Genomic DNA, 22768 nt, shown 5'->3' on the forward strand with positions numbered 1-22768 from the left:
CTCGCGTGGTGGTAGCGGTGGCGGCGGTGGTTCCAGCCGTCCGAGCGCACCGGCCGGCGGCGGCTTTGATGAGATGGATGACGATATTCCGTTCTAGCCCGGAAGCGTGCAGCAGGTTCTAAAGACAGGGCCGGATGCCGCGTGTAATCAAAGGGTTACATGAAGGTCTCCGGCCTTTTCTGTTTTGTTCGGCGCTTCTAAAACCTCGCATGGCGCGTAGCGTGATCGTACCGCTCATTTTCGGGGCCGGCGGTTCAGCCAAAGCGCGTGGTTCGTAGTGTCAAGCGGGTGTCACACGAGAGCATCGCCTTCCGGGATGACGGGTGCCCGTGTTCGCCGGTGGTGCTGCCGATACACTCTTTGCCGCCTCACCGGAACGTTGGCATCTGCACTTCTCAGGTTTTGCTACGTGGTTCCCTGACGCTTAGTTAGGATTCCGTGCAATGTGCAAGCGATGAGCCAGCATTTCGCGACCGCAGACCACGTTGCCACAATTCGCGCGACCTCCGTTTTCAAGAGGACCCGGGGACTGGTACTTCTTCGAACACAGGGATAGAGCCGCCGCGCATACGCGTCGCGCGGTTTTTTCGACGCGAACAATACAAGCCCCCACCGCCAGTTGGCAGATTTACAACATTGTGATGCCCTGCGCCGAGCGCTTTAATCGTGCGTGACTAATGCAGATGGCATCGCGATCAGCCGCAAAATTCAGTCCCTTAGCACGCCAGGCGACAATAAAAGCGGCCGCGCGTTGGTTCCAAAATGATCAAAATCCAAGGCAAGTCGGGCTTACACCTATAAGTTGGTTTGTTGGGAACGCCTAATATCCGCGCACGTTCTGGCACCTGTCACAAAGGTGCCATGTCACCTAAACATAAAGAAAACGCGGAGAGTCGGATGAAGAAAGCTCATCTCATGGCATGTTCCGGTGCTGCGGCACTCATGCTGGTCGCGCCCGCTGCATTCGCACAGAGTTCGGTCACGCTGTACGGCCTCGTCGACACGACGGTCCGTTACCTGACGAACGCGGACTCAAACAACAACGGCCTGGTCGCGATGGGCGAAGGCGTCGAGACCCCTAGCCGTTGGGGCTTGAAGGGTAGCGAAGATCTGGGCGGCGGCCTGTCGGCAGTCTTCAGGCTCGAAAACCAGTTCCAGCTCTGGTCGGGCAAACTCGACAACACCTCCAACCAGCTGTTCCAGCGTCAATCCTACGTCGGGCTGTCGAGCAACCAGTACGGTACGGTGACCCTCGGTCGTCAACAGACACCGTTCTTCGAGCAGATGGGTAACACCTACGATCCGTTGACCGTCGCCGACTTCTGGCAGGACAGCTGGGCGTACAACCCGGTCGGTCCGTTCCTGTTCACGAATAGCTCGGTCAAGTACAACGGCACGTTTGGCGGCCTGCAGGTCGAAGGTATGTACGGCTTCGGCGGTGTGCCGGGCAGCACGGGCACTGACAGCATGTACGGCTTCACGGCCTCGTACACGACGGGCCCGGTGTCGGCAGACGTCGGCTTCCAGCAAAATGACGTGTCGGGCAAGAAGTTCAACATCTTGAACGTGAGCGCCGTGTACTCCGTCACCCCGACCATAAAGCTCCTCGGCGGTTGGCTGCATTCGCAGGACAACACCGGCACGGTCGATTTCGCCGAGCAGCAGTCCGGCGCGCCGGCGCTCGCAGCTGCGGCCGCGAGTCCGAACCGTATCGACGATAACTTCTACCTCGGCTCGACGTGGCAGGCGACGGCACCGCTGGCGTTGACGTTCGCGGGCTACTACGGGCACGCCCGCAACGCAGCGATGCTCGACGGCGGCCTCGGCGTCGGCATCAACTACTCCGCTACGGTACTGGCCGAGTACTCGCTGTCCAAGCGCACTGAAGTATATGGCACGGTTGACTTCACGCGCGGTAACGGCGCGTACCTGCTGGACTACCCGGGCCGCAACAACCAGACCGGTGTGGCAATCGGTATGCGCAACCTGTTCTAAAGCGACATGAGATGGACGAGGCGGCTGTTTTGTTCTACGCCGCCTCGTAGCGCGCAATGCGCTATCGATCATCGCGAACACGCATTGCGGAACTCGGATCAAGTGAGAGATTCCGACCGCGAAGCTAGCAACACTCCTTCAGAATTCGCACACACCGCGCATAGCTTCGCTGCTTGCCAGGAACGCCCCTCGCTCTCTTCTTCAAGCGCACCCGCAAGGCTGCTAGCGCTTAAGCACCTCATTTTTTCCTAATTCTCCACGAATACGATGCTGGTCATGGATCCGGAAGCAAAGACGCTGACCCGGACCAGACAACCAATCGCAATCGACTGAGGAGAATATGATGAAGAGCACCGTATTTAGGATGGTCGCAGCAACGCTTGCCGCACTCACGATCAGTATTGGCGTCGCACAAGCCGCGCCGAACGACTCGACGGCCACAAGCCAGTTCATCCCGGCCATGAAGCAACTGGAGCCGCAACTGAACCTGACGCCGACTCAGCAAAACTTGTGGCAGACAGCGATGGACACCATGCAGGAGAGCCACGTCAGCGCGCGTATGAATGAAGATCAGGTGCAGCAGCAAATTCAGGCTGCAGAACAGCAGCCGATCATTGATTTGCGGGCCGTACACGCCGCGCATCTGAAAGTAGAGCAGGAAGACGCCAAACTGCGCGAGCAGTCGGCCAATGCGTGGATCACGCTGTATGAAAGTCTGAACAACCAGCAGAAGACCAGCGTGAGTTCAGTGCTGGCGCCTCAGTTCCAGGCTATCGCGCAGCATCCCGGCAAGCCTTATGAACCCAGAACCGGCCTGTAAGCCGCATGCATCGGGTCGTGGTTCACTTTAGTTTCATCGCGGGCTTTCGCCTCGCGTGTCTTTCAGCAGTGCGCTGCAATCCAGCAAGCGTGGATTGCAGCGCCGCACTTCTCACGGGTTATGCAGCGCTCGGCGCCTGATCCCGTTCCACGCCGACACGAATACACGCCACCCGTCGATCCCCCGTCCCACGCGACACCGGCTGCGGCACGTCTTCCGCACAAGCGCCAATCGCGTCCGGGCAGCGCGTGCGAAACGCGCATCCCGAAGGTAAATTCAGCGGCGACGGCATTTCTCCAGTCAGCACGGCGTGTTTGCGCGTGCGCTCAGTTGCCGGGTCAGGCCGTGGAACGGCCGACAGCAGCGCCCGCGTATAAGGATGCTGCGGGGAACCGTACACCTCATGCCGCGTACCAAGCTCCATCACGCGTCCCAGATACATCACCAGCACGCGGTGACTGATCGCCTTGACGACCGCCAGATCGTGCGCGACGAACAGCAACGAGAGCGACAGTTCGCGCTGCAGATCACGCAGCAAATTGACGATCTGCGCCTGGATCGACACGTCGAGCGCGGAGACGGGTTCATCGCAGATCACCAGTTGAGGCTCGCCGACCAGCGCGCGGGCAATGCCGATCCGCTGACACTGGCCGCCGGAAAACTCATGTGCATAGCGCGCCAGATGATGCGCGCCCAGGCCGACACGTTCGAGCATCGTCAGCACGCGTGCTCGCGTCTCATCGCGGCCGAGCCCTTGGCGTTGCACCTTGAGCGGCTCGGCGACGATCTGCTCGATCGTCATGCGCGGATCGAGCGATGCAAGCGGGTCTTGAAATACCATCTGCACGTCTTTGCGCAGCCGCTCCACTGCGGCGGCGGGGCGGTGGCCGTCGCGGACCGTTTCGGTGTCGCGCCAGCGCACGCTGCCCGCCGTTACAGGCGTCAGGCCAATGATCGCGCGTGCGAGCGTCGACTTGCCGCAGCCCGACTCGCCGACGAGCCCCACGGTTTCGCCGCGGCGAATCTGGAACGACACGCCTTCGACCGCGCGCAGCGTTGCTTTACTCGACCATGGATACGCGCCACGCGGTACCTTGAAATGAACCTTGAGGTCCTGCACCGACAGAACCGTTTCGCCCGCCGCATTCGCTGATGAGCGCGGCATTGCCGCAGCTTCGACCGGAGACATTGTCATACTCGTTGCCGTTTCGCTCACCGTACCACCTCCGCAATCTCCGAGATCGGCCGCAGACATGCGCGCCATCCGTCCTTCATACCGCCGATCGGCTCAAGCGCCGGCCGCGTGCCGTGACAGCGTTCCTGCGCACTCGCGCAGCGCGGCGCAAACGCACAGCCTTCGATGGTTTCACCAGGTGCAGGCGGGTTGCCCGCAATCGTGCGCAGCGGCGCATCGATACCATCGGCCATCTCGGCATCGTCTTCGAGTCGCGGTAGCGCGTCGAGCAATCCGCGTGTGTACGGATGGGTCGGCGTCTCGAACAGTCCCTGTGCGCTTGCACGTTCAACCGTGCGGCCGGCGTACATCACCATCACGTCGTCGGCGAGTCCCGCCACGACACCCATGTCATGCGTAATCAGAATGATCGCGGTGCCGAGATCCCGGTTCAGTTCGCGCAGCAGTTCAATGATCTGCGCCTGCACCGTGACGTCGAGCGCGGTGGTCGGTTCGTCGGCAATCAGGATCTCGGGTTCGGTCAGCAGCGCGGTCGCAATCGTCACGCGCTGCCGCATGCCACCTGAAAACTCATGCGGATACCGATCAATACGCTGGGCCGCATCCGGAATCCACACGCGTTGCAGAGACTTAATCGCCTGGCGGCGCGCCTCGCGACGCGATACGCCGCGGTGCTGCTGCAGCGCTTCGGTCATTTGCCGCTCGACCGTGAGGAACGGATTCAGCGAAGTCATGGGGTCCTGAAACACCATGCCGATCCGATCGCCGCGAATCTGGTTCATCTCACGCTGACTGAGCGTCAGCAGATTGCGTCCCGCGTAGAGCGCTTCGCCGGATGCCTGGCCATTGCCCGGCAGAAGTCCCAGGAGCGCCATCACCGTCTGGCTCTTGCCCGAGCCGGACTCGCCTACGATCCCAAGGGTTTTGCCTTTTTCCAGCGTGAACGAAACGCGCTGTACCGCTTCGACAGGCGACGCATCGCGGCGCGTGAAGCGCACGCCGAGGTCTTTGACTTCCAGTAGGGCCATCTCAACGCTCCTTGGTATCGAGCGCGTCACGCAGGCCATCGCCGACGAAATTCACGCAGTACAACGTCACGCACAGCGCGATGGCAGGGCACAGCAGCAGCCACGGCATCGACTCGAGTTTTTGCGCTCCGTCGTTGATCAGCACGCCCCAGCTTGTCATCGGTTCCTGCACGCCGAGTCCGAGAAACGACAGCACCGATTCGGTCAACACGATGCCCGGCACCGTGACGGTTGCATACACGACCACCACGCCCAGCAGGTTCGGCACGATATGTCGCGTGATGATAGAAGGCGTGCTCACGCCAGTGGCGCGTGCCGCGTCGATAAATTCGCGGGTTCGCAACGACAGCGTCTGGCCGCGCACGACGCGCGCCATGTCGAGCCACGAGAACGCGCTGATCGTCAGCACCACCAGATAGAAAGCGCGACCGAAAAGCGTCATCATCAGGATCGCGATCAGCATGTAGGGGATCGCGTACATCATGTCGACGATACGCATCATCACCGCGTCCGTGCGTCCGCCGATATAACCGGCCGTCGCGCCCCAGGCGACGCCAATCAGGCCCGACACCAGCGTGCCCAGCAGGCCCACTTCGAGCGACACGCGCCCACCGGCGAGCGTGCGCACCAGCAGATCACGGCCGAGTTCGTCGGTGCCGAACCAGTGCATGCCCAGCAGCGTAGGCGGCACGCTTATCGCGCCCCAATCGTTGGCGGCGGGATCGTTGGGCAAAAACAGCGGCCCGGCAAAACAGGCAATCACGATCAACGCGAGAATCACGAGGCTTGCGAGCGCGGCGCGGTTCTTGAGAAATTGCCGGAAGGCCAGCGCAAGCGGACTGCGCGAGCGCGGAGGCGCGGCGGTAGCGGCTGCTGTGGCGGTAGTGGGTGAGTTCATGGCTTCAACTATGGCTAGATTCGGTGATCGATGCGGGTCCGCATAAGGGCTCGCACATTGGCGTGTAAAAGCACCTTCAATAGCGGATGCGCGGATCGAGCCACGCGTACGCCAGATCGACGAGCAGGTTGAAGAATACGGCGGCGACGGTAGTCAGCACGACGAGTCCGAGCACCAGTGTGTAATCGCGGTTGATGGCGCCGTCGACGACCAGTTGGCCCAGACCCGGCAGCGCGAACACCGACTCCGTCACAACCGCGGCGGTGATCGACGAGATGCAGATCGAGCCGAGCAGCGACACCACCGGCATGAGCGCGGGCTTGAGCGCGTGGCGCAGCACGATCACATGGCCGGGCAGCCCCTTGGCGCGCGCCGTGCGGATGAAATTGCCCGACAGCACTTCGATCATGCTGCCGCGCATCACGCGTGCAATCGACGAGACGTTGATGATCACGAGCAAGGTCATGGGCAGCACGCGATACTGCCAACCGCCGTCGCCCCAGCCGCCGGCGGGCAGCCAGCCGTGGCCGTCCCCGCGCCTGAGCAGAATCGCAAACACCCACACCAGCACGGGGCCGAGCACGAACGGTGGGATGACGTTGCCGAGGTTGCCGAGCAGCATCACTACGCGGTCGGTGAAGCCGTCGCGGCGCACGGCAGCGGCCGTGCCGAGCAGCACGCCGAGCACCAGCGCGATCGGCACAGAAAGGCCGCCCACGCCGAGGCTCACCGGCAGTGCCTTGCCGACGAGGTCGTTGACGGACCAGTCGGCGTAGCGGATCGACGGCCCCAGATCACCATGCAGCAGCGCGTTCAGATAAAGCAGGTACTGCTTCCAGAGCGGCTGGTCGAGGTGATATTTCGCATTGAGGTTGGCGAGCGCGGCATCGGACAAATGCTTATCGGTGTCGAACGGACCACCAGGGGTTGCGTGCAGCATCAGATAGCACACGGTAATCACCGCCAGCACGGTGGGAATGACCCACAGGGTGCGGCGCAGCGCGTAAGCGAACATGAAAGATCCCTTTACTTGTGCGCGATCAGTGGGCGAGCAGGTACATGTCCTGCGAGGCGCGCTGGTCGATGTAGTTGGTAGCCAGATACCCGCCCACGTACGGCTTCACAAGCCGGTCTGCGGAGTACTGGAACAGCGGGATCAGCGGCGTCTCGCTCATCGCCAGATTGTGCGCCTGCGTGAGCAGGGCGGTGCGCTGTGCATCGTCGAGTTGGGCATTGGCCTGATCGACCAGTGCATCGACCTTCGGGTTGCAGTACTGCTGATCGTTTTGCACGCTGCCGCAGCGCAACTGGTCGAAGTACGACATGGCGTCGTTATAGTCGACGAACCAGCCGTCACGTGAGGCCTGCACCTTGCCGGCATGACGCTCGCTCAGCAGCACCTTGTACTCGACGTTTTCCAGCTTCGCATTGACGCCCAGGTTGACGCGCCATTGAGCCGTCGAGAAGAGTGCGACCTTCTTGTGCAGATCGTTCGTGTTGTAGGTGAGCGTGAACGTGAGCGGTTTTGCGTCCGAATAGCCCGCTGCCTTGAGCAGACTACGCGCGTATTCGATGCGCTTGGGCATCGGCCAGCTTGCCCAATCCGGCGTGTAAACGTTGGCGCCTTTAGTGCCTTTGGCAATCAGGCCGTACATCGGTACTTCACCTGCCTGGGTGAGCTTCGAGGTGAGCAGATCACGGTCGATCACCATCGAAAGCGCCTGCCGCACACGCGGATCACGGAACGCCGGGTCGCTGTCGTTCAGGCTGTAGAAGTAAGTCGCAATCTGCACCCCGGTCTTGAGTTCGCCGCCGAACTGCCTGCTGACCTGCGCGTAAATGCCGGACGGAATCGTGTATGTGTAATCGAGTTGCCCCGACTGGTACATGCGCATTGCCGTCTCGTCGCTTTCCACCATCGCGTAGGTGACCGAGGAGATCACGACGCTATGCGCGTTCCAGTAATTTGGATTCTTCTTGATGACGATGCGGTTGTTCGGTTCCCAGTCGGTCAGCATGTACGCGCCGTCGCTTACCAGGTTGCCGGGGCGCGTCCAGCTATCGCCGTATTTGGCGACCGCGCCTTTGTTGACCGGCGCCATGGTGGCCATCGCCGCGAGTTCCGGGAAGAAGGCTGCCGGCACGTCGGTCTTCACTTCGAGCGTGTACGGGTCGATCGCTCGCGCACCGAGCGAAGTGAGCGGCGCCTTGCCGGCGATGATCGTCTTGGCGTTCTTGATGAATTCAACCAGCACCGTATATTTCGAACCGGTTTTCGGATCCAGCACGCGCTCCCATGAGTAGACGAAGTCCGCTGCCGTGACCGGATCGCCATTGCTCCACTTCGCGTCATGACGCAGCTTGAAAACCCAGGTGTTAGGCGCGGTGCGCGTCCATGACTCCGCGACGCCTGGCACCACCGCGCCGGAAGCGTCGATGCGGGTCAGTCCTTCGAACAGATCGAGCCCAATCGTGTTGCCAGTCCACGATTCGATATGCGCGGGATCGAGCGATTCGACTTCCGTGGGCACCTGACGCGTCATGTCCTGTTTCGCGGCGAGCTTGACGCCCGGCGGCACAGTGACCGCCGACGCGGCGCCGGCAAAGGAGAGGGTGAAAGCGGTGAATGCCGCGATCGAAAGATGCGTCAGTTTCATGGGTTGAATTGAAAGAGAAGAACGAAAGACATGCGGCACGCAAAGCGCGGCCCGTCGTCTCGGGAGCGGCGAGAAGAGAGCGGAAGAAAAACGCAGCGTCACACGCACAACGAGGCTCACATCAGTCCGGATGGCAGGCCGTGCGCGTTCGCAGGCGAAGGCGTGCGTGCCATGGGTACGTGAGTGAGCAGAAGATTGAACGACAGCCAGCAGCGCCGGGCGGCGTCGCTAACCGGTTGAATGGGGAGGGCGTTACATGCCGAGAACATGCCGATGTCCGCGCAGTGCGCCATCGGTTGCATTGATGATCCGGGATACCGCCGCGCCAGCGAAGACGTGCTACTCATTCCATGCCTCGCGGCCAATACCGTTTTCATACGTTTCACTTACGATTCTTCCTGTCGTTGAAGCCACAACTCTGGATGACTGCAGACGCACGAACCGTGCATCTTCAGTCATGCGCTTGATCCGGCTGGCGTTTGGCCAGAGGTGCGCAACTTTCCGTATCGAAAGGTCCCGTCAGTGTTGAGGGCCGATTGTGTCGGCGGCACACTGGTTTGAGGCGACGGCAGCGTAAGCAGAAGACATGCCAGATGAAAGGCATCGTCTAGGTACGGTGAGACCCAAACTCCCTTCGATTCCCATGCAACCAGTTGATTGAACGGCGAAAACGAGGGCGATTAGGCATCCGTAAGGAATGCTTGCGCCGCCGGACGGCTCCGAGCTTATATCACGCCGAAAATCCGCGCGCTTCCACGCTGAAAAAACTAGAGGAATCGATCTACGACCGGTTGGTGCGGCATACGCACCACTTCGGAGCGGGGGCAAGCGTCACACCTCAACGGATACCGAGCGCTTCAGGCAGCGCAACGCGAAGATCGAGCGGCTGTTCTGAAACCCCGGCAGCCGGTACAGCTTGCGCCGCAGGAACGACTCGTAGCCTTCGGTGCCCGCCACCGCGACCTTGATCAGGTAGTCGTATTCGCCGGACACAAGGAATGCCTCCACCACTTCCGGCAGGTCAGCGAGTGCCTGGCCGAAGCGCTCCAAGGTTCGCTCGTCGTGCTTGTCGAGCGTCACCTCGATGATGACGGTATCTGGCAGACCTAGCGCTTTCTGGTTGAGCAGGGCCGCATAGCCTTCGATCACGCCAGCCTCTTCGAGCGCGCGTACCCGGTTCCAGCAGGGCGTGGCGGAGAGCCCGACGCGTTCGGCAAGTTTCGCGTTGGACAGGCGGCCGTCGTTGCGCAACTCGCGCAGGATGCGCTGATCGATGGCATCGAGCTTCATGGGGTCCGCCAGGAGGTTGCTTATTGAGTTCAATTCGAACGAAGAAGATTCGTCTTTAAGGAGATGGCACCGTAGTCAATGCTTTTTCCAGCAGAAGGATAATGCCAGATAAACAGAAGAAATCCCTTGATTTGGCCACATACACTCTTGCGGTCGAGGTGCGCCCAAAGCGAAAGCGGCGGCCTTGCCTGTACTCCGCATGTTGCCGTGATCCGGACGGCATGCGGCCTGGCGTGAAGCCATCGCTTCACGCGGACACTGAACACTCCGCCCACAAGGAAGGAATCAAGATGGACCGACTGACGACCACTGCCGCCGGCACGCTTTTCGGGCTGCACGGCGAACTTGCCCACGAACGCATCGTGCTGGCCACGGACGAGGCTTCCGGATTGCAAGCCATCGTTGCCGTCTACAGCACGGCTCGCGGCCCCGCATTCGGCGGTTGCCGTTTTTGGCAATACGCTTCAGACCATGAGGCGTACAACGACGCGCTGCGTCTGTCGCAAGGCATGGCGTTCAAGAACGCGCTCGCCGATCTGCCGTTCGGTGGCGGCAAGGCTGTGCTGGTGCGTCGTCCGCAAACGCTCGACCGGACTGCGCTGTTCCAGGCGTTTGGCCGGCTCGTGGCATCGTTGGAAGGCATCTACATCACGGCTGAGGACGTCGGCACGACCGCTGACGATATGCGCGCCGTGCAAGGCGAAACCTCCTATGTGAGCGGCATTCCGCGTGAGAACGCCGTGTACGGCGGCAACCCGTCGCCGCGGACCGCGTATGGCGTGTTCGTGGGTCTGTTGGCGGCCGTTGAGGCGGCACTCGGGCGCAACACGCTGGAAGGCGTCTCGGTCGCGGTGCAGGGGCTCGGTTCGGTAGGCTGGGATCTGTGCGAGCGTTTGCATCAGGCGGGCGCACAACTGATCGTGGCCGACATCGACGAAACGCGCACGGCTCGCGCGCAGCAGCTGTTTAATGCGCGAGTGGTGGCGACGACTGAAATCACCAGCGTGCAGGCGGATGTGTTCGCGCCGTGCGCCCTCGGGGGCTCGATTACTGAAGCGGTCGCGGCGCATTGCAATTTCGAGGTGATTGCGGGCGGTGCGAATAACCAGCTGATCTCGCTGGCTGAAGGCGATGTTTTGCATCGCCGGGGCATTTTCTACGCGCCTGATTTTTTGGTGAATGCTGGTGGCATTATCAGTTGTGTGCGGGAATATCTCGGTGCGGCGCAGGAGCAGGCGGTGCTCGCGGAAGTCGCGCAGATCGGTCCGCGTGTGTTCGAACTGGCCGAGCGCGTGCGCGCAACCGGCATCGCCCCGGCGCGTGCTGCGGTGGCGTGGGCGCGTGAAAAGATGGTGGCTTGCTGAGGCTATCGGTTCAAATGCATGAGCGCGTCGTGATCAGGTACGCCGAGTTGCAACCACCGCAGCTTTTTGCGAGGGACAATACACAAGGGGCAGGGAGCGATCCCTGTCCTTTTTGTCTAATAGCTTCAAGTCACTCGCCTTCTGATTCGTGGCCTCGCTGTTTAGTGGGCCGCTCGATTGGCTGCTGCGTGAGCGTTAGGGACTGTTTGAGTTCAGGTCGTCCGAATGCAATCACATTGAGCGCGGCAACTCCAAGTTGCCGCGCCAATTCGTCGTCGAACTTGAACTAATCGTCATCCGGAAAAAATGGTACTTCCATAACTCCGGACATAATGGGCGTCAGTCTGGTTGAATTTACAGCTTGCATGATCAGCTGCTGAGGGTCTTCGGTGTAGGTGCGGACCATGGAATACGGTGGGTGTTTAGCCATCAATAGTCTCGCACTGCGCTGTTATAGGGAAAGGTTGGCGTTGTCCTCCGCCCTTTTGGATTTATAGCTTTGAGTCACGTTGCCCGTGGCTCGCTACATCACTGTTCTGGCGACTAGTCGATCGGGTCATCGGTGATGCTCATATATTGGTTGATGTCCGGCTGACCTAGCGCAATCAGACTCAGCAGCGCTCCCCCGAGCCGCCGGGCGAACGCATCGTCAAGGCTGAAATTGTGCTCATCCAGTAGGATCGGGATTTCGAGCGTCCCGGCCACGAGCGGAGCCAGCGTGGCTCGATCAATAGCCTGAAGGGCAAACTCTTGATGATCTTCGAAATAGGTTAGAACCACAGAATACGGTGGATGTCTAGCCATCGATAGGCTTTGCGCCACTAGGCCTGTCGATTGGCTCTCGCGTTACTGTCATGTACTGCTTGATATCTGGTTGACCGAGTGCAACTGCATTGAGCATTGCGACCCCCAGCCGACGTGCGAATTCATCGTCAAGCCTGAAGTCGAAATCGTCTAGCAGGATCGGTACTGTGAACAATCCAGCCAAAAGCGGAGCCAGTTTCGCTGGCTCAACTAACTGCACATTCAACCGTTGGCTGTCTTGGTCGTAGCGTAAAATTACGGAACGCGGTGGAATAATAGTCATCAGACACCTCCTCTACACTCTTAATGATCTATGAATGCTTGTGGCTAGCCGCTTGCCCAGCGCAACGCCCCTGGCACCGTCTATCGGGTAAGCAATCGATGCATAGACGCATTAGGGAAAGGGCGACGTTGTTCTCCGTCCCTTTCGGGTTATAGCTTTGGGGCACCTTCCTTGCAACTCGCTATATCAAAGTTTCGACGACTATTCGATTGGCTGCTGCGTGACGGTGATGAATTGCTCGATGTTAGGCTGACCTAGTGCAATCAAGTTGAGCATTCCGACTCCAAGTCGCCGCGCGAATTCGCCGTCAATCTTGGGATCGGGTACATCCCAAACGGGCAGATGCATCCGTCCGGCCACGAGCGGGCCCAGCTTGGCCGTATCAACGGTATGCACTAGCAATTGTCGGGGACTGTCGATGTAAGACAGGGCTACAGAATGCGGCTTATGTTCGGCTATCGATAGCCTTGCACCGTTCGATCCGTCACGTGGGTACGGGGTAATGGTCATGTGTTGCTTGAGTTCCGGCTGACCCAGAGCAATCGTATTGAGCATTCCAACTCCAAGCTGTCGCGCAAATTTGTCGTCAAGCTTGAAGTTGTGTTCATCAGCCATGACCACGCCCATTCTTCCAGCGACGAGCGGGGAGAGGCTGTTCGCATCGACCGTACAAACGATGAGTTGTTGCAGATCTTGGTTGTAGGTAAGAATCACAGAATAGGAAGTATGTTTGGCCATCAATATCCTCTGCACGCTTGATATCTGTCAAACGCCTTTTGTCTGCACAGCGCGAGCCGCCTAATGTCGAGCATCGGCTTGTAAATCGCCGTGCATTCGTCCATATCGTTTTCATACTGCGCATAGCACTCACTTTCGTGAGCTTCCCTGCCACCGCACTTTACCATTCCACCGTCGCCGGTTCCGGCTCCGAAAACTCTGCTGTAAAGCATTGCGGTCTTTGCGGAACGGGTCGAATCTGGCACAAGTGCCGGATAGGGAACCTGAGACTGATCGCTTAGTATCAGCTCCACAGTGTCGCCCGACTTTCCGTATGCGGCGTCTATTTCCGTCCCAAAGAGCTTCCAGGTCAGCTTTGCTTTTGACGTCATGTAGCATTCAACGCAAAGCCTTGGAACGGATGCGTCCGGGTCAGACTTCAGCCCCGTGAGATTAGCCGGCGGCGAAACCGGCTCGTTACCCAACTCCCAGTTGGTAAGCCAAACATCCAGTTCAGCATCACTAATCGCCTGCGCAGCACCGCCATTCGTCGCCACTGTCGCGGCACGCGTCGATATAGTTCCATCCAGTGCATAACCATACCGAACCACGAGCTTTCGAGCGAGCCCGCCGTTCGCAGCACTCGCCTTCTCGTCGTACTGAAATACAGACACACGGCCGCGGTCATCGTAACTAATAGCTGCCTGGCCGCTATTGCCTACTATAGCGGTAGCGCGATTCGCAGCATCACGATCGAGCGTCCGCATCGACCAACCCGACACGGTATCCTGCGTCGTTGCGATGTTGCCTCTTGCGTCGTACGTGTAGGTCCAGTCTTCAGTCTTCGTGCCATTCTGGGTAATCGTGGCCGACGTCAGACGGTCTGCCCCATCGTAGCCGGCACCAACCGTCAGGATGTTGCTAGCCTTGGCTGCCTGCATCCCTAGTTCGCCTGTGGCGTCGGTTGTCTCTTGCTCTGCGTAGCCCGTGACGTTGTTGTGTGAGTCATAAACAAACGCTCGAATCCTGCCCGGCGTGGCCACCAGGTGCGGACGCAGCGAGCTAGCATCGTTGTACTCAATTGTCGTGATTGTCTTGTTCCCGGCGACCGTCGCAATTGATTTCGTTGGCCGGTTGGCGCTGTCCCACGTGTACTGGGTGTTTCCTTCGGGAGTCGTCCTCTGCGTCAGATTCCCTGCCGTGTCCCACTGGCGCGATACCGTTCCATCCGGTGTGACAATTGAAACGGGACGCCAGGCGTCTGGAAAACTGAAATTGAACGTGCTCGTCCCGTACATGTTGCTGAGCGTCGTGCTGCCGGACGACGCGTAGCTGAGCGTTGTATTGCGCTTCGTGTCGGGGTGCGTGACCGATATCACACGCGCCTTGGCATCGTATGTCCACGTCGCGATCAGCGAGCCGGATTCGTCCTTTGCGCCTGTCAGGGTGTTAGGGAAGCGGGCATCCTCGTACAGATATTGGCGGATGGATCCATCTGGATGGGTTACCGAAGCAAGATTGCCTTTTGCGTCGTACGCATACCGCGTGACCTTGCCCAAAGGATCTGTCATCGCAACGATGCGGTCGCTATCGTCGTAGTCAAGATTGAGCTTGAATCTGTTCGGTCCGATGTTGTCAACGGGTGTCTCGTTGATCTGAATCATCCGGTTTCTGTAGTCGAACAGAAACTTGCGGACCATCCCCGTGCGAGTCGTCTCGGAATACAGTTCGCCGGTGCTAACCGCATAGGCTTCCGTCGTACCGAGCAATTCGTCTTTCAGATAGTAGTAGTAGCCGTCGGCGGTTTTCGTTAGCGAGAGCCCGCGATTTCCCAGCAAGGTCCATGCTTTCCCGTTCCATTTGAACGTCAGTGGCTGCTGGCCGCCCCGATAAACAGTGATTTGCGGCGTACTCGCAGTGACCGCTGTCAGATCAATCCTTCGCTGCCAGTTGTTGACCCAGTTGGGGCCCATCGCCGTCTGCTGAGTGTCATAAATCCTGGAAAGATAGGTGCGCTCAAAGACAAGCGGGAGCGCGTCACCATTCGCAAAGTCAGCCTCGGCGAGCGTGACGATCCCCTCCGCTGGCAATACCGGATCTGCGACCGGGCAGGAGCCTTCTTGAGAAGGTGGGACGGGCGCGCCCGCGCAATAGCTCTGTATCCAGTCCGCAGCATTCGGGCAGTTGTAGTAGTTGATGCTGTTGAACGGATCGCCTTGACCTCTAGACATGGGAGACGTTCCTGCAACCTGGATAGCACAGATGGGGCTCCCCGGAATCCCCAGAGATTTCTGATAGGTCTGCATGCACTGCGTGTAGTCTGCCGGGTTGGCGTAAGCACCAAACATCAACATACAACACGTCGCGGATAGTCGAACAACTCCGCGTGCCACGCGTCTCCAGGATCGCCGAAGTTTCATATTTCTCCTTTTGCTTTTGACTTTGATTGGGACTGCTGTCACAACTTTAAGGAGTCTGAAATGTTCTTAAATCCGACAATTCCTAAATCTGGATTTTCCTTGCGCGCGCACATGCGGATCTGCATCCCAATCTGCGCGTGATGTGGGAAGGCATGCAAATGCATGTCATCCATGAGCCCGGCACTATGGAGATAACTCCCTAACCGTCGGTGGAAGCGAACAGGAGCAGGCGGCGCTCACGGAAGGTGGGTCGATCGGTCCGCGCGTGTTCGAACTGGCCGAGCGTGTGCGCGCGACCAGCATCGCTCCGGCACGCGAAGCGGCGGTATGGCCCTGCGAAAAGATAGTGGCTTGCTGACGCCAGGCTAGCGGTTCAAATGCATGAGCGCGTCGCGCATGGGTTGGCTCGAAACGACGATCGGACCGGTGAACGGAGTATCGAGGTCCACGATCACATATACGGCGGAGGCAATCGACATTGCCCCGAGCGTGATTGTCACCAGAGCCAGCGCGTTGCGCGGCGCGATCAGGCCGAAGCTCACGAAGATGATGAACAGCCAGAAGGTCAGCGTCGCGAAGAACGGCTGGGAGATGGTGCTGTGCGCTTCTTCGATCAGCTTCCAGCGTGCCGCGATGATTCGATCGAACTGATCTATACCATCCATCAGCAGTTTCTCGTGATAAGTATCGGGTGCGCTCAATTGACGTAGCTTCTGACCGGCGAGGTTGAGCATGTCGCCAAGACGGGTGTCTTCAAGCTTCTCCGAGTTGTTTTCCACGGGGATGTCGACCGGATAAAAATTGCCAGCAGGGCGCGGTTCCTGCGGCCACGTGCTGGCGATGGCCGCCGCCGTGTACGCTCGCAGCAATTGCCGCACCGGGGTGGCATCGTTGCCGTATTGGCGCAACGTGGCGTTGAGTTCGATCAGGTCGGCCGAGTAGGTGCGGAAATCGTTGCCCACGGTATCGAAGTTATTCTTCGCAGACGCCGTCATGAGCCCCAGTACCAGCGCGGCGAAGGTCACCAGCATGCCGATCACCAACTGGATCAGCTGCACCGTTTCGTGAGCCTTATGCTCTTCAGGCAGTAGCGGTTTGACGAGCACGCCCGCAGCCGTGCCGGTCAGTAACAGCACGAATACCACCAGGGCCGTTCCAATCTCGTACATGGTGTTTGGCTCCGCGAAAGTTCCGCTTCGCTACTTTCCATCAACTCAACGGCTGCGGCAACCTCCGTGTGTGCGTAGTCGGAGTGGGGCAGATGCACTCTGTTCGGGCGACCCTCAGCGCGCGAACCAGTGGAAGATCACCGGTAACAGCACCGGCACCACGAATGCCGTGAAAATGCCATTCAGACCCATACCAAGCCCGGCGAACGCCCCCATTTCCTCGCTCACCTGAAAAGCACGCGCAGTACCGATGCCGTGCGAGGCGACGCCCAGCGCGAAGCCGCGCACTTCGGGTTCCTTGATGCGCAGCAGGTTCAGGATCGAGCGGGCGACTACCGCGCCGAATACCCCAGTGATGATCACGAGTACTGCCGTCAACGAAGGAATCCCGCCAATCTCGGCGGCGACGGCCATCGCTATCGGCGTGGTCGCGGACTTCGGCGCGAGCGATGCAACGGTCTGATGCGACGCGCCGAACAATGCCGCCACGCCGACCGCGGACAGAATCGCCGTCAACGAGCCCGCCACCAGTCCACCGATCAGCGGCAGCGCCGCGCGCCGTAGCTTCGCCCACTGCCGGTAAAGCGGCAGAGCCAAAGCAACCGTAGCCGGCCCGAGCAGAAAGTGGACGAACTGGGCACCTTCGAAATAGGTCGCGTAGGGTGTGCCGGTGATTTCGAGCAGCGCCACGAGCAGCGCCACCGCAATTAGCACCGGATTCGCGAGCGGATTGAAGCGCGCCCTGGCATACAGCGCCTGGGCGATCAGATAGGCCACGAGCGTGATCGTCAGGCCAAGCAGCGGGCTCGCCGCCAGATACACCCAGATCGCGCCCAACTTCGGAATCGCGCTCATTGTGCATGCTCCAGTACAGCCGGGCCCCCGCGCTGCCGACGCAGCAAGGCGCGGGTGACTAGCGCTGTAACGGCAATCGCGAGCGTGGTGCTGACGGCGAGCGACACCACCACCGCGAGCCCATCGCCACGAATCTTGCCCGCCGACACCATGATCCCCACCCCGGCCGGAATAAACAGCAGTGAAAGATGACGTAGCAGTTCGAGCGCGGTGGGTTCGATCGCGTCAGCCGCCTGCGGACGCAGCATCAGAAAGCCGAACAGCAACAGCATGCCGATAACAGGCCCCGGCACCGGCAGCTTGAACAGATATGAAACGCCTTCGCCCAGGCATTGGAACACCAGCAGAGTTGCAAGCGCGCGCAGCATGAATGTCCTCGGTCAGAGCGGCCGCGAGGGCGGCACGCCGGTTGCCAAACTACCAGTATCCAGGATCGCTTGAGCTGGATCAAAAAACAGTAAGGTTGTTTCCTTTCAAAGCCATCAAGTTTTTTGAAAAACAGCCGTAGTCCTGTGTGGCGTTCGCTTAAATTTTAATCAAGTTGCGGACCTGGATAGAGGGCATGGGCGCAGCACGCCTGACGGGAAATCGTCGCCAACCTTCACGACCCTCAGCCAGGCAGCCCAACGGAGATCTTGTCCATGTTCAAAAGCCTCTCGATTCGCACGTGTCTCACCGTGATGATCGCTTTCTTCGGCGTCGTGCTGTTGAGCGGCGCAGCGGCCGGATTACTGTCGCTGCGGGCGAGCAATGCGTCGCTTCAGCAGATGTACACGGTGGATACGCCGGCCGTCGCCGATCTCGAAGGCAGCGCTGGGCAACTCCTGCGCCTGCGCCTTGCTCTCGCGACCTATGCGTCGCTCGTCGATCTGAACGATCAGCAAGGCGCTTCGGCCGTGCTGCAGCGCTTCGACCAGTATCTGAAGCTGTCGAACGACCGTCTCGCACACTATCTTAGCCGCGCCGGCACCGACGACGAGGAACAGCGTCTCATCAAGGACATGCAGGACAAGCGCGACACGTTCCTGCACGAAGGCGTGGACCCGGCGATGGCCGCGCTCAAGGCCGGTGACAAGTCCGCCTTCGAGGAATTGCAGGCTCACAAGATGTCGGTGCTTTACAGCGCGTACGAAAAGGCGATGCTGACGCTCGAGCAACTGCAACTCGATCATGGCGCACAGCGTTATCAGGACGCGCAGGACCGTTTCTATGCCGTCAGTGTCGGGGTTGCAGTGGGCATGGCGCTGGCCCTGGTGTTCGCGTGGCTGGGACGTGTCTGGCTGGTGCGGGCGATCGTCCATCCGGTTGATGCGACTATCGGCCAGTTCCAGCGCATTGCTGGCGGAGACCTCACGGGCCGCATCGAGATGACCGGCGACAATGAAATGGGCAAGCTCGCCGCCGCGCTGCGCAAGATGCAGGACTCGCTGATTTCGACCGTGAACACGGTGCGACAGGGGACCGAATCGATCGATACCGGTGTGAGCGAAATCGCCGCCGGCAACACCGATCTGTCGCAACGTACCGAAGAGCAGGCCGCATCGCTCGAAGAGACGGCGGCAAGCATCGAAGAGCTGACCTCCACCGTCAAGCAGACGGCCGAAAATGCCAAGCAGGCTAGCTCGCTCGCGCAGGGCGCGTCGACCCTTGCGGCGCAGGGCGGCGAGTTGACGCAGGAAGTCGTGGGCACGATGAATCATATGGTGTCCGACTCGCATCGGATTGCCGATATCATCGGCGTGATCGAAGGCATCGCTTTCCAGACCAATATTCTCGCGCTCAACGCAGCGGTCGAAGCGGCTCGCGCGGGTGAACAGGGCCGTGGCTTTGCAGTGGTGGCAAGCGAAGTGCGCTCGCTCGCGCAGCGCAGCGCGGGTGCCGCCAAAGAGATCAAAGGGCTGATCGACGAATCGACCGCGCGCGTGCAAACCGGCGCACAACTGGTCGAGCGCTCGGGGGCGACCATGACGGAGATCGTCACCGCTATCGCTCGGGTGAGTTCGATCATGGGTGAAATTGCGGCCGCCGCGACGGAGCAAAGCACGGGCATCGACCAGGTCAATCTCGCCATCGCGCAGATGGATGAGGTGACGCAGCAGAACGCGGCACTCGTCGAACAGGCTGCTGCGGCGGCCAGTTCACTGGAAGATCAGGCGCGTCGGCTGACCTTGGCGGTTGCCGTATTTCGCACGGATGCGGCAATCGTACCGGACGGTCGCGCGCGTGCTCACGGCAATACGGCCTCGGGCGTGCGGATCACCGCGCGGACTGCAGCTTAGCCGCGTGGCCGCTCAAGGCTGGGCGGCGTAGTACTTCGCGAGACCGTCGATTTCCTGCGGCGTCAGGTGACGCGCGACATTGCGCATCTGTTCGTTGATGTCGTTGTGCCGCTCGCCGGTCGCGAAGCGCTGCATCTGTGCGGCAAGGTACACCGACGACTGCCCACCAAGCCACGGCGCCGCACCTTTACGGTCGAGCTGACCATGACACGCCGCGCAGGGCGCGATATTGCGCATCGGGTCGCCCTGCATGGCGAGCTTCTCCGCATTAGCGTCTGGTGAAGCATTCGGTTCAGCCGGCGCCGCGCGCTGTAGCGACGCGTAGTACGCCGCCAGATCGTGCAGATCCTGATCGCTGCGGGCGTGAATGATCGGCTGCATGATGGCATTGGCGCGCAGCCCGCTCTGATAGTCGCGCAACTCCTTGTAGATCACATCCGCATACTGCCCGGCGAGCGCGGGTGCCGTGACCTGCACGGTGCCGAGCACCCCGTGACACATCGAACAGTTCTGCGTGGAGAGCGTCGCGCCACGTCCGATCGAAGCCTGGTCGACGCTCACGTAGTGGGGCGGCAGAACGACAACATCGCTTGGCGCAGGACCTGCCACGTTCGACCCGCCGCCGTACCAGTTCGACGGTGCGCCTGCCGCGCTGCAGATTGTTGCCCACAGGCCGCGTCCACTGAAGTCGCCGTTGGCCGACGGCAACCAGATAAAGCCGATCAGGACCGAGATCACAGCAAGCGCGATGATGCCCCCCACGCTGGTGACGAACCAGGGGTTGCGCATGCTGAAGACGCGTTCTTGATTCATCGCGGGGCTCCAACGACGACCGCCGGCACGGAGGTCTGCGGCAGCAGCAGCAAATTGAAGATCGGCACGCTGTAATTGACGACCGTCAGAGCGATCATCAGCGTCACCCACAAGCCGAAGCCGTTTAACGCGGCGGGCACCCGTTCCACCGGATAAGTGGCGAGACTGAAGCGGAACTCCTTCGGTTGCACGAGTGGTCCGAACTGCGATTTGGCGAGGATGTAGATGAACAGGATGCCGCCGGACAGCAGGATAAAGCCGCCGAATGCCGAGACCGCCACCCACACCGCCTGCTCCTGCAAGCCGGGCATGCTGTAGTCGTAGTAGGCCATGCGGCGCGGCGCGCCGAGCAGGCCCACGTAGTGCCACGGCAGCGTGACGACCATCATGCCGATAAACCACAACCACAGTTGCGTGCGCACGAGGCGCAACGAGCACAGCGCGCGTCCGGTGAGGTGCGGCCACAGTTCATAGGCGATCGCGAAGTACATGATCACGATGGCGCCGCCGAAGATCAGATGGAAATGCCCGGTGACCCACTGCGTATTGTGGACGCTCGAATTCAACTGGTAGCTCATGTTGATCAGGCCGCCTGCGCCGCCCAAGCCGAGCATCACGAACGAAAACGCCAGCACAAGCATCATGGGATTACGCCAGGGCAGGGCAGTCAGCCAGCCGAACGCGCCCTTGCCGCCGCGCAACCTGCCGGCGATCTCGACCGACGCGCAGATCGTGAACACGGTGAGCAGCGTCGGCACCGACACCATCCCGGTGAACACCGCATGCATGAACTTGAAGCCCGCGCCGACCTGCGGGTCGGCGAACAGGTGGTGAATGCCGATTGGCATCGCGAAGATCAGGAACATGATGAACGACACACGCGCCATCGAATCGCTGTAGAGACGTCCGCCAATCGCGCCGGGCACTATCGTGTAGTAGGCGATATAGGCGGGGACCAGCCAGAAGTAGACGATCGCATGCAGCGTCCACGAGAACAGCACGCGGGAGAGGCCGGCGTCGATGGTGTTTTTCCAGCCGAACGCGACCGGCAGGATCTGCAGCAGGATTTCGAGCGCGGCGCCGACGGCGGTCCACGCCCACAGATACGCGCCGGCCACGTTGGCGAACATCGCAAGCGGCACGGGCTTACCCGGATTGGCGCGCTTCCAGACCCGCAGGTTCACGCCCATCAGCGCGACCCAGATCCACGAGCCGACCACCACCAGCACGACGCCTATGTAATAGAGCGCACTGCCGACCATCGGCGGATAGAAGGTGTAGAGCACCGACGCGTCGCCCATCGAGACGGGGATCATCGCGACCACCGCGCCGATAGCCAGCACGAAGAACCCCGTCCATGCCCATTTGAGCCCCACCAGCGGCTGACGTAGCGCAAGTCCGACGATCGCATAACCAAAGCCCATGGCCACGAGAGTCGGAAACACATAGCCCATCACCGTGCCGTGCGCGGTCACCGAACGATAGTAGAGCTCAGGGTCGCCCACCCACGGATGCAACGGGCTGCGCACCAGCATCTGCCACGCCCCCATGAAGAGCGCCAGCAGAAAGCCGATGAAGGCGAGCCAGAAATGCGCGAGAACGAGTCGCTTAGCGAGAAACACAGCTCAACCTCCGTGATTGTCGTGCCTGCTCGAAGAAGGTGGCCTTGTCGATGACCTTCACGTGCGCCCACATCGTCTGATGGCCGAAGCCGCAGAATTCGTGGCAAGGCATCAGATGATCGGCTGGATGGTCGAAGCTCGTGGCAAGCGTCGAGATGTAGCCCGGCACGACCATTGTGTTGATATTCGTGCCGGTCACGAGTAGGCCGTGCACGACATCTGCACTCGTCGTGCGGAAGGTGATGGGCGTATCGGCGGGCACCAGCAGACACTGCGGCGTGAACGAATACTGTTGCGCGATGAAGCGCACCACCACCGAGCCGTCCGCTTCGACGGCCGAGCCCAGATTGTCTTCGACGAATTCACCGGATAACTGCAAGCGGGTCGGGTCCACCGTCTCGACGCGCGACGGCGGCATCATGGCCCAATGCAGGCCGGAAAAAACGACTATGACCAGCATCAACAGGATGAGGCCGGAGGCGAAGATGGCCCAGCGGCGTTCGGCGCGCAGCGCAACGGCGTGGCCGTGTTGCGGATGGTCGGGAGTGGGTGATGACAT

Annotated in this window: 20 protein-coding genes; 4 read left to right on the forward strand and 16 right to left on the reverse strand. The window is 60.4% G+C overall.

Going from position 1 to position 22768, the window contains the following annotated elements:
• The first annotated feature begins 897 nt into the window (after positions 1 to 897).
• Positions 898 to 1995: a porin gene (locus WCA85_RS06230; RefSeq protein WP_424062294.1), complete on the forward strand. Its 1098-nt coding sequence runs from the start codon at positions 898 to 900 to the stop codon at positions 1993 to 1995.
• 343 nt (positions 1996 to 2338) lie between these two features.
• Complete coding sequence (locus WCA85_RS06235) at positions 2339 to 2815, forward strand: periplasmic heavy metal sensor (protein ID WP_424062295.1); 477 nt, start codon at positions 2339 to 2341, stop codon at positions 2813 to 2815.
• Between the two features lie 118 nt (positions 2816 to 2933).
• On the opposite strand, the gene WCA85_RS06240 is transcribed toward WCA85_RS06235, so the two are convergent.
• The 6 genes from WCA85_RS06240 to WCA85_RS06265 form a co-directional block, all read right to left on the reverse strand.
• Positions 2934 to 4004 (reverse strand): ABC transporter ATP-binding protein, encoded by a 1071-nt coding sequence (locus WCA85_RS06240; RefSeq protein WP_424062296.1) that lies wholly within the window; start codon positions 4002 to 4004, stop codon positions 2934 to 2936.
• Positions 4005 to 4027: 23 nt separating this feature from the next.
• On the reverse strand, positions 4028 to 5038 hold the full coding sequence (locus tag WCA85_RS06245) for an ABC transporter ATP-binding protein (RefSeq protein WP_424062297.1): 1011 nt from the start codon (positions 5036 to 5038) through the stop codon (positions 4028 to 4030).
• Between the two features lies 1 nt (position 5039).
• Positions 5040 to 5936: an ABC transporter permease gene (locus WCA85_RS06250; protein WP_424062298.1), complete on the reverse strand. Its 897-nt coding sequence runs from the start codon at positions 5934 to 5936 to the stop codon at positions 5040 to 5042.
• A gap of 76 nt (positions 5937 to 6012) precedes the next feature.
• On the reverse strand, positions 6013 to 6951 hold the full coding sequence (locus tag WCA85_RS06255) for an ABC transporter permease subunit (RefSeq protein WP_424062299.1): 939 nt from the start codon (positions 6949 to 6951) through the stop codon (positions 6013 to 6015).
• Positions 6952 to 6976: 25 nt separating this feature from the next.
• The gene (locus tag WCA85_RS06260; RefSeq protein WP_424062300.1) at positions 6977 to 8593 is read right to left on the reverse strand and encodes a peptide ABC transporter substrate-binding protein; all 1617 of its coding nucleotides are present in this window, start codon (positions 8591 to 8593) and stop codon (positions 6977 to 6979) included.
• 831 nt (positions 8594 to 9424) lie between these two features.
• Complete coding sequence (locus WCA85_RS06265; protein ID WP_117334370.1) at positions 9425 to 9883, reverse strand: Lrp/AsnC family transcriptional regulator; 459 nt, start codon at positions 9881 to 9883, stop codon at positions 9425 to 9427.
• A gap of 290 nt (positions 9884 to 10173) precedes the next feature.
• On the opposite strand from WCA85_RS06265, the gene WCA85_RS06270 reads away from it, so the two are divergent.
• The gene (locus WCA85_RS06270; protein WP_424062301.1) at positions 10174 to 11247 is read left to right on the forward strand and encodes a Leu/Phe/Val dehydrogenase; all 1074 of its coding nucleotides are present in this window, start codon (positions 10174 to 10176) and stop codon (positions 11245 to 11247) included.
• A 543-nt stretch (positions 11248 to 11790) separates the two neighbouring features.
• Here the strand turns inward: WCA85_RS06270 and WCA85_RS06275 are convergent.
• From WCA85_RS06275 to WCA85_RS06305, 7 genes are all read right to left on the reverse strand, one after another.
• Positions 11791 to 12051 (reverse strand): hypothetical protein, encoded by a 261-nt coding sequence (locus WCA85_RS06275; RefSeq protein WP_424062302.1) that lies wholly within the window; start codon positions 12049 to 12051, stop codon positions 11791 to 11793.
• On the reverse strand, positions 12044 to 12334 hold the full coding sequence (locus tag WCA85_RS06280) for a hypothetical protein (RefSeq protein ID WP_424062303.1): 291 nt from the start codon (positions 12332 to 12334) through the stop codon (positions 12044 to 12046). Before WCA85_RS06280 ends, WCA85_RS06275 begins: the two co-directional genes overlap by 8 nt.
• Before the next feature lie 201 nt (positions 12335 to 12535).
• Positions 12536 to 13072, reverse strand: a complete 537-nt coding sequence (locus WCA85_RS06285; protein WP_424062304.1) for a hypothetical protein — start codon at positions 13070 to 13072, stop codon at positions 12536 to 12538.
• Positions 13072 to 15282: a DUF6531 domain-containing protein gene (locus WCA85_RS06290; protein ID WP_424062305.1), complete on the reverse strand. Its 2211-nt coding sequence runs from the start codon at positions 15280 to 15282 to the stop codon at positions 13072 to 13074. The genes WCA85_RS06285 and WCA85_RS06290 overlap by 1 nt, the downstream gene beginning before the upstream one ends.
• Before the next feature lie 554 nt (positions 15283 to 15836).
• On the reverse strand, positions 15837 to 16640 hold the full coding sequence (locus WCA85_RS06295) for a hypothetical protein (protein ID WP_424062306.1): 804 nt from the start codon (positions 16638 to 16640) through the stop codon (positions 15837 to 15839).
• 114 nt (positions 16641 to 16754) lie between these two features.
• Positions 16755 to 17495 carry an LrgB family protein gene (locus WCA85_RS06300; protein ID WP_424062307.1) on the reverse strand — a complete coding sequence of 247 codons (741 nt, stop codon included), beginning with the start codon at positions 17493 to 17495 and terminating at the stop codon, positions 16755 to 16757.
• Positions 17492 to 17863 carry a CidA/LrgA family protein gene (locus tag WCA85_RS06305; RefSeq protein ID WP_424062308.1) on the reverse strand — a complete coding sequence of 124 codons (372 nt, stop codon included), beginning with the start codon at positions 17861 to 17863 and terminating at the stop codon, positions 17492 to 17494. Before WCA85_RS06305 ends, WCA85_RS06300 begins: the two co-directional genes overlap by 4 nt.
• 273 nt (positions 17864 to 18136) lie before the next feature.
• Between WCA85_RS06305 and WCA85_RS06310 the strand changes: the two genes are divergently transcribed.
• A complete protein-coding gene (locus WCA85_RS06310; RefSeq protein WP_424062309.1) occupies positions 18137 to 19774 on the forward strand; it encodes a methyl-accepting chemotaxis protein in 1638 nt (545 codons plus the stop codon).
• Positions 19775 to 19786: 12 nt separating this feature from the next.
• Here the strand turns inward: WCA85_RS06310 and WCA85_RS06315 are convergent, their stop codons facing one another.
• From WCA85_RS06315 to WCA85_RS06325, 3 genes are read right to left on the reverse strand one after another with little or no spacing between them, the layout of a single operon-like run.
• Entirely contained in the window at positions 19787 to 20587 is an 801-nt protein-coding gene (locus tag WCA85_RS06315; protein ID WP_424062310.1) for a c-type cytochrome, read from the reverse strand.
• Positions 20584 to 22209 carry a b(o/a)3-type cytochrome-c oxidase subunit 1 gene (locus WCA85_RS06320; protein ID WP_424062311.1) on the reverse strand — a complete coding sequence of 542 codons (1626 nt, stop codon included), beginning with the start codon at positions 22207 to 22209 and terminating at the stop codon, positions 20584 to 20586. The genes WCA85_RS06315 and WCA85_RS06320 overlap by 4 nt, the downstream gene beginning before the upstream one ends.
• Positions 22196 to 22768, reverse strand: a complete 573-nt coding sequence (locus tag WCA85_RS06325; RefSeq protein ID WP_424062312.1) for a cytochrome C oxidase subunit II — start codon at positions 22766 to 22768, stop codon at positions 22196 to 22198. Before WCA85_RS06325 ends, WCA85_RS06320 begins: the two co-directional genes overlap by 14 nt.

Origin of the sequence: Paraburkholderia sp., assembly GCF_049581445.1 — a bacterium.
In the GTDB taxonomy this organism is placed as follows: Bacteria; Pseudomonadota; Gammaproteobacteria; order Burkholderiales; family Burkholderiaceae; genus Paraburkholderia.

What these genes read in the sequence shown, in the direction of transcription:
- WCA85_RS06305 (WP_424062308.1), bottom strand. Translation starts at nt 17,863, where the DNA reads ATGCTGCGCGCGCTTGCAACTCTGCTGGTGTTCCAATGCCTGGGCGAA.
- WCA85_RS06245 (WP_424062297.1), bottom strand. Translation starts at nt 5,038, where the DNA reads ATGGCCCTACTGGAAGTCAAAGACCTCGGCGTGCGCTTCACGCGCCGC.
- WCA85_RS06255 (WP_424062299.1), bottom strand. Translation starts at nt 6,951, where the DNA reads ATGTTCGCTTACGCGCTGCGCCGCACCCTGTGGGTCATTCCCACCGTG.
- WCA85_RS06235 (WP_424062295.1), top strand. Translation starts at nt 2,339, where the DNA reads ATGAAGAGCACCGTATTTAGGATGGTCGCAGCAACGCTTGCCGCACTC.
- WCA85_RS06270 (WP_424062301.1), top strand. Translation starts at nt 10,174, where the DNA reads ATGGACCGACTGACGACCACTGCCGCCGGCACGCTTTTCGGGCTGCAC.
- WCA85_RS06310 (WP_424062309.1), top strand. Translation starts at nt 18,137, where the DNA reads ATGTTCAAAAGCCTCTCGATTCGCACGTGTCTCACCGTGATGATCGCT.
- WCA85_RS06265 (WP_117334370.1), bottom strand. Translation starts at nt 9,883, where the DNA reads ATGAAGCTCGATGCCATCGATCAGCGCATCCTGCGCGAGTTGCGCAAC.
- WCA85_RS06300 (WP_424062307.1), bottom strand. Translation starts at nt 17,495, where the DNA reads ATGAGCGCGATTCCGAAGTTGGGCGCGATCTGGGTGTATCTGGCGGCG.
- WCA85_RS06240 (WP_424062296.1), bottom strand. Translation starts at nt 4,004, where the DNA reads ATGTCTCCGGTCGAAGCTGCGGCAATGCCGCGCTCATCAGCGAATGCG.
- WCA85_RS06275 (WP_424062302.1), bottom strand. Translation starts at nt 12,051, where the DNA reads ATGGCTAGACATCCACCGTATTCTGTGGTTCTAACCTATTTCGAAGAT.
- WCA85_RS06315 (WP_424062310.1), bottom strand. Translation starts at nt 20,587, where the DNA reads ATGAATCAAGAACGCGTCTTCAGCATGCGCAACCCCTGGTTCGTCACC.
- WCA85_RS06285 (WP_424062304.1), bottom strand. Translation starts at nt 13,072, where the DNA reads ATGGCCAAACATACTTCCTATTCTGTGATTCTTACCTACAACCAAGAT.
- WCA85_RS06280 (WP_424062303.1), bottom strand. Translation starts at nt 12,334, where the DNA reads ATGACTATTATTCCACCGCGTTCCGTAATTTTACGCTACGACCAAGAC.
- WCA85_RS06260 (WP_424062300.1), bottom strand. Translation starts at nt 8,593, where the DNA reads ATGAAACTGACGCATCTTTCGATCGCGGCATTCACCGCTTTCACCCTC.
- WCA85_RS06230 (WP_424062294.1), top strand. Translation starts at nt 898, where the DNA reads ATGAAGAAAGCTCATCTCATGGCATGTTCCGGTGCTGCGGCACTCATG.
- WCA85_RS06295 (WP_424062306.1), bottom strand. Translation starts at nt 16,640, where the DNA reads ATGTACGAGATTGGAACGGCCCTGGTGGTATTCGTGCTGTTACTGACC.
- WCA85_RS06290 (WP_424062305.1), bottom strand. Translation starts at nt 15,282, where the DNA reads ATGTCTAGAGGTCAAGGCGATCCGTTCAACAGCATCAACTACTACAAC.
- WCA85_RS06325 (WP_424062312.1), bottom strand. Translation starts at nt 22,768, where the DNA reads ATGTCATCACCCACTCCCGACCATCCGCAACACGGCCACGCCGTTGCG.
- WCA85_RS06250 (WP_424062298.1), bottom strand. Translation starts at nt 5,936, where the DNA reads ATGAACTCACCCACTACCGCCACAGCAGCCGCTACCGCCGCGCCTCCG.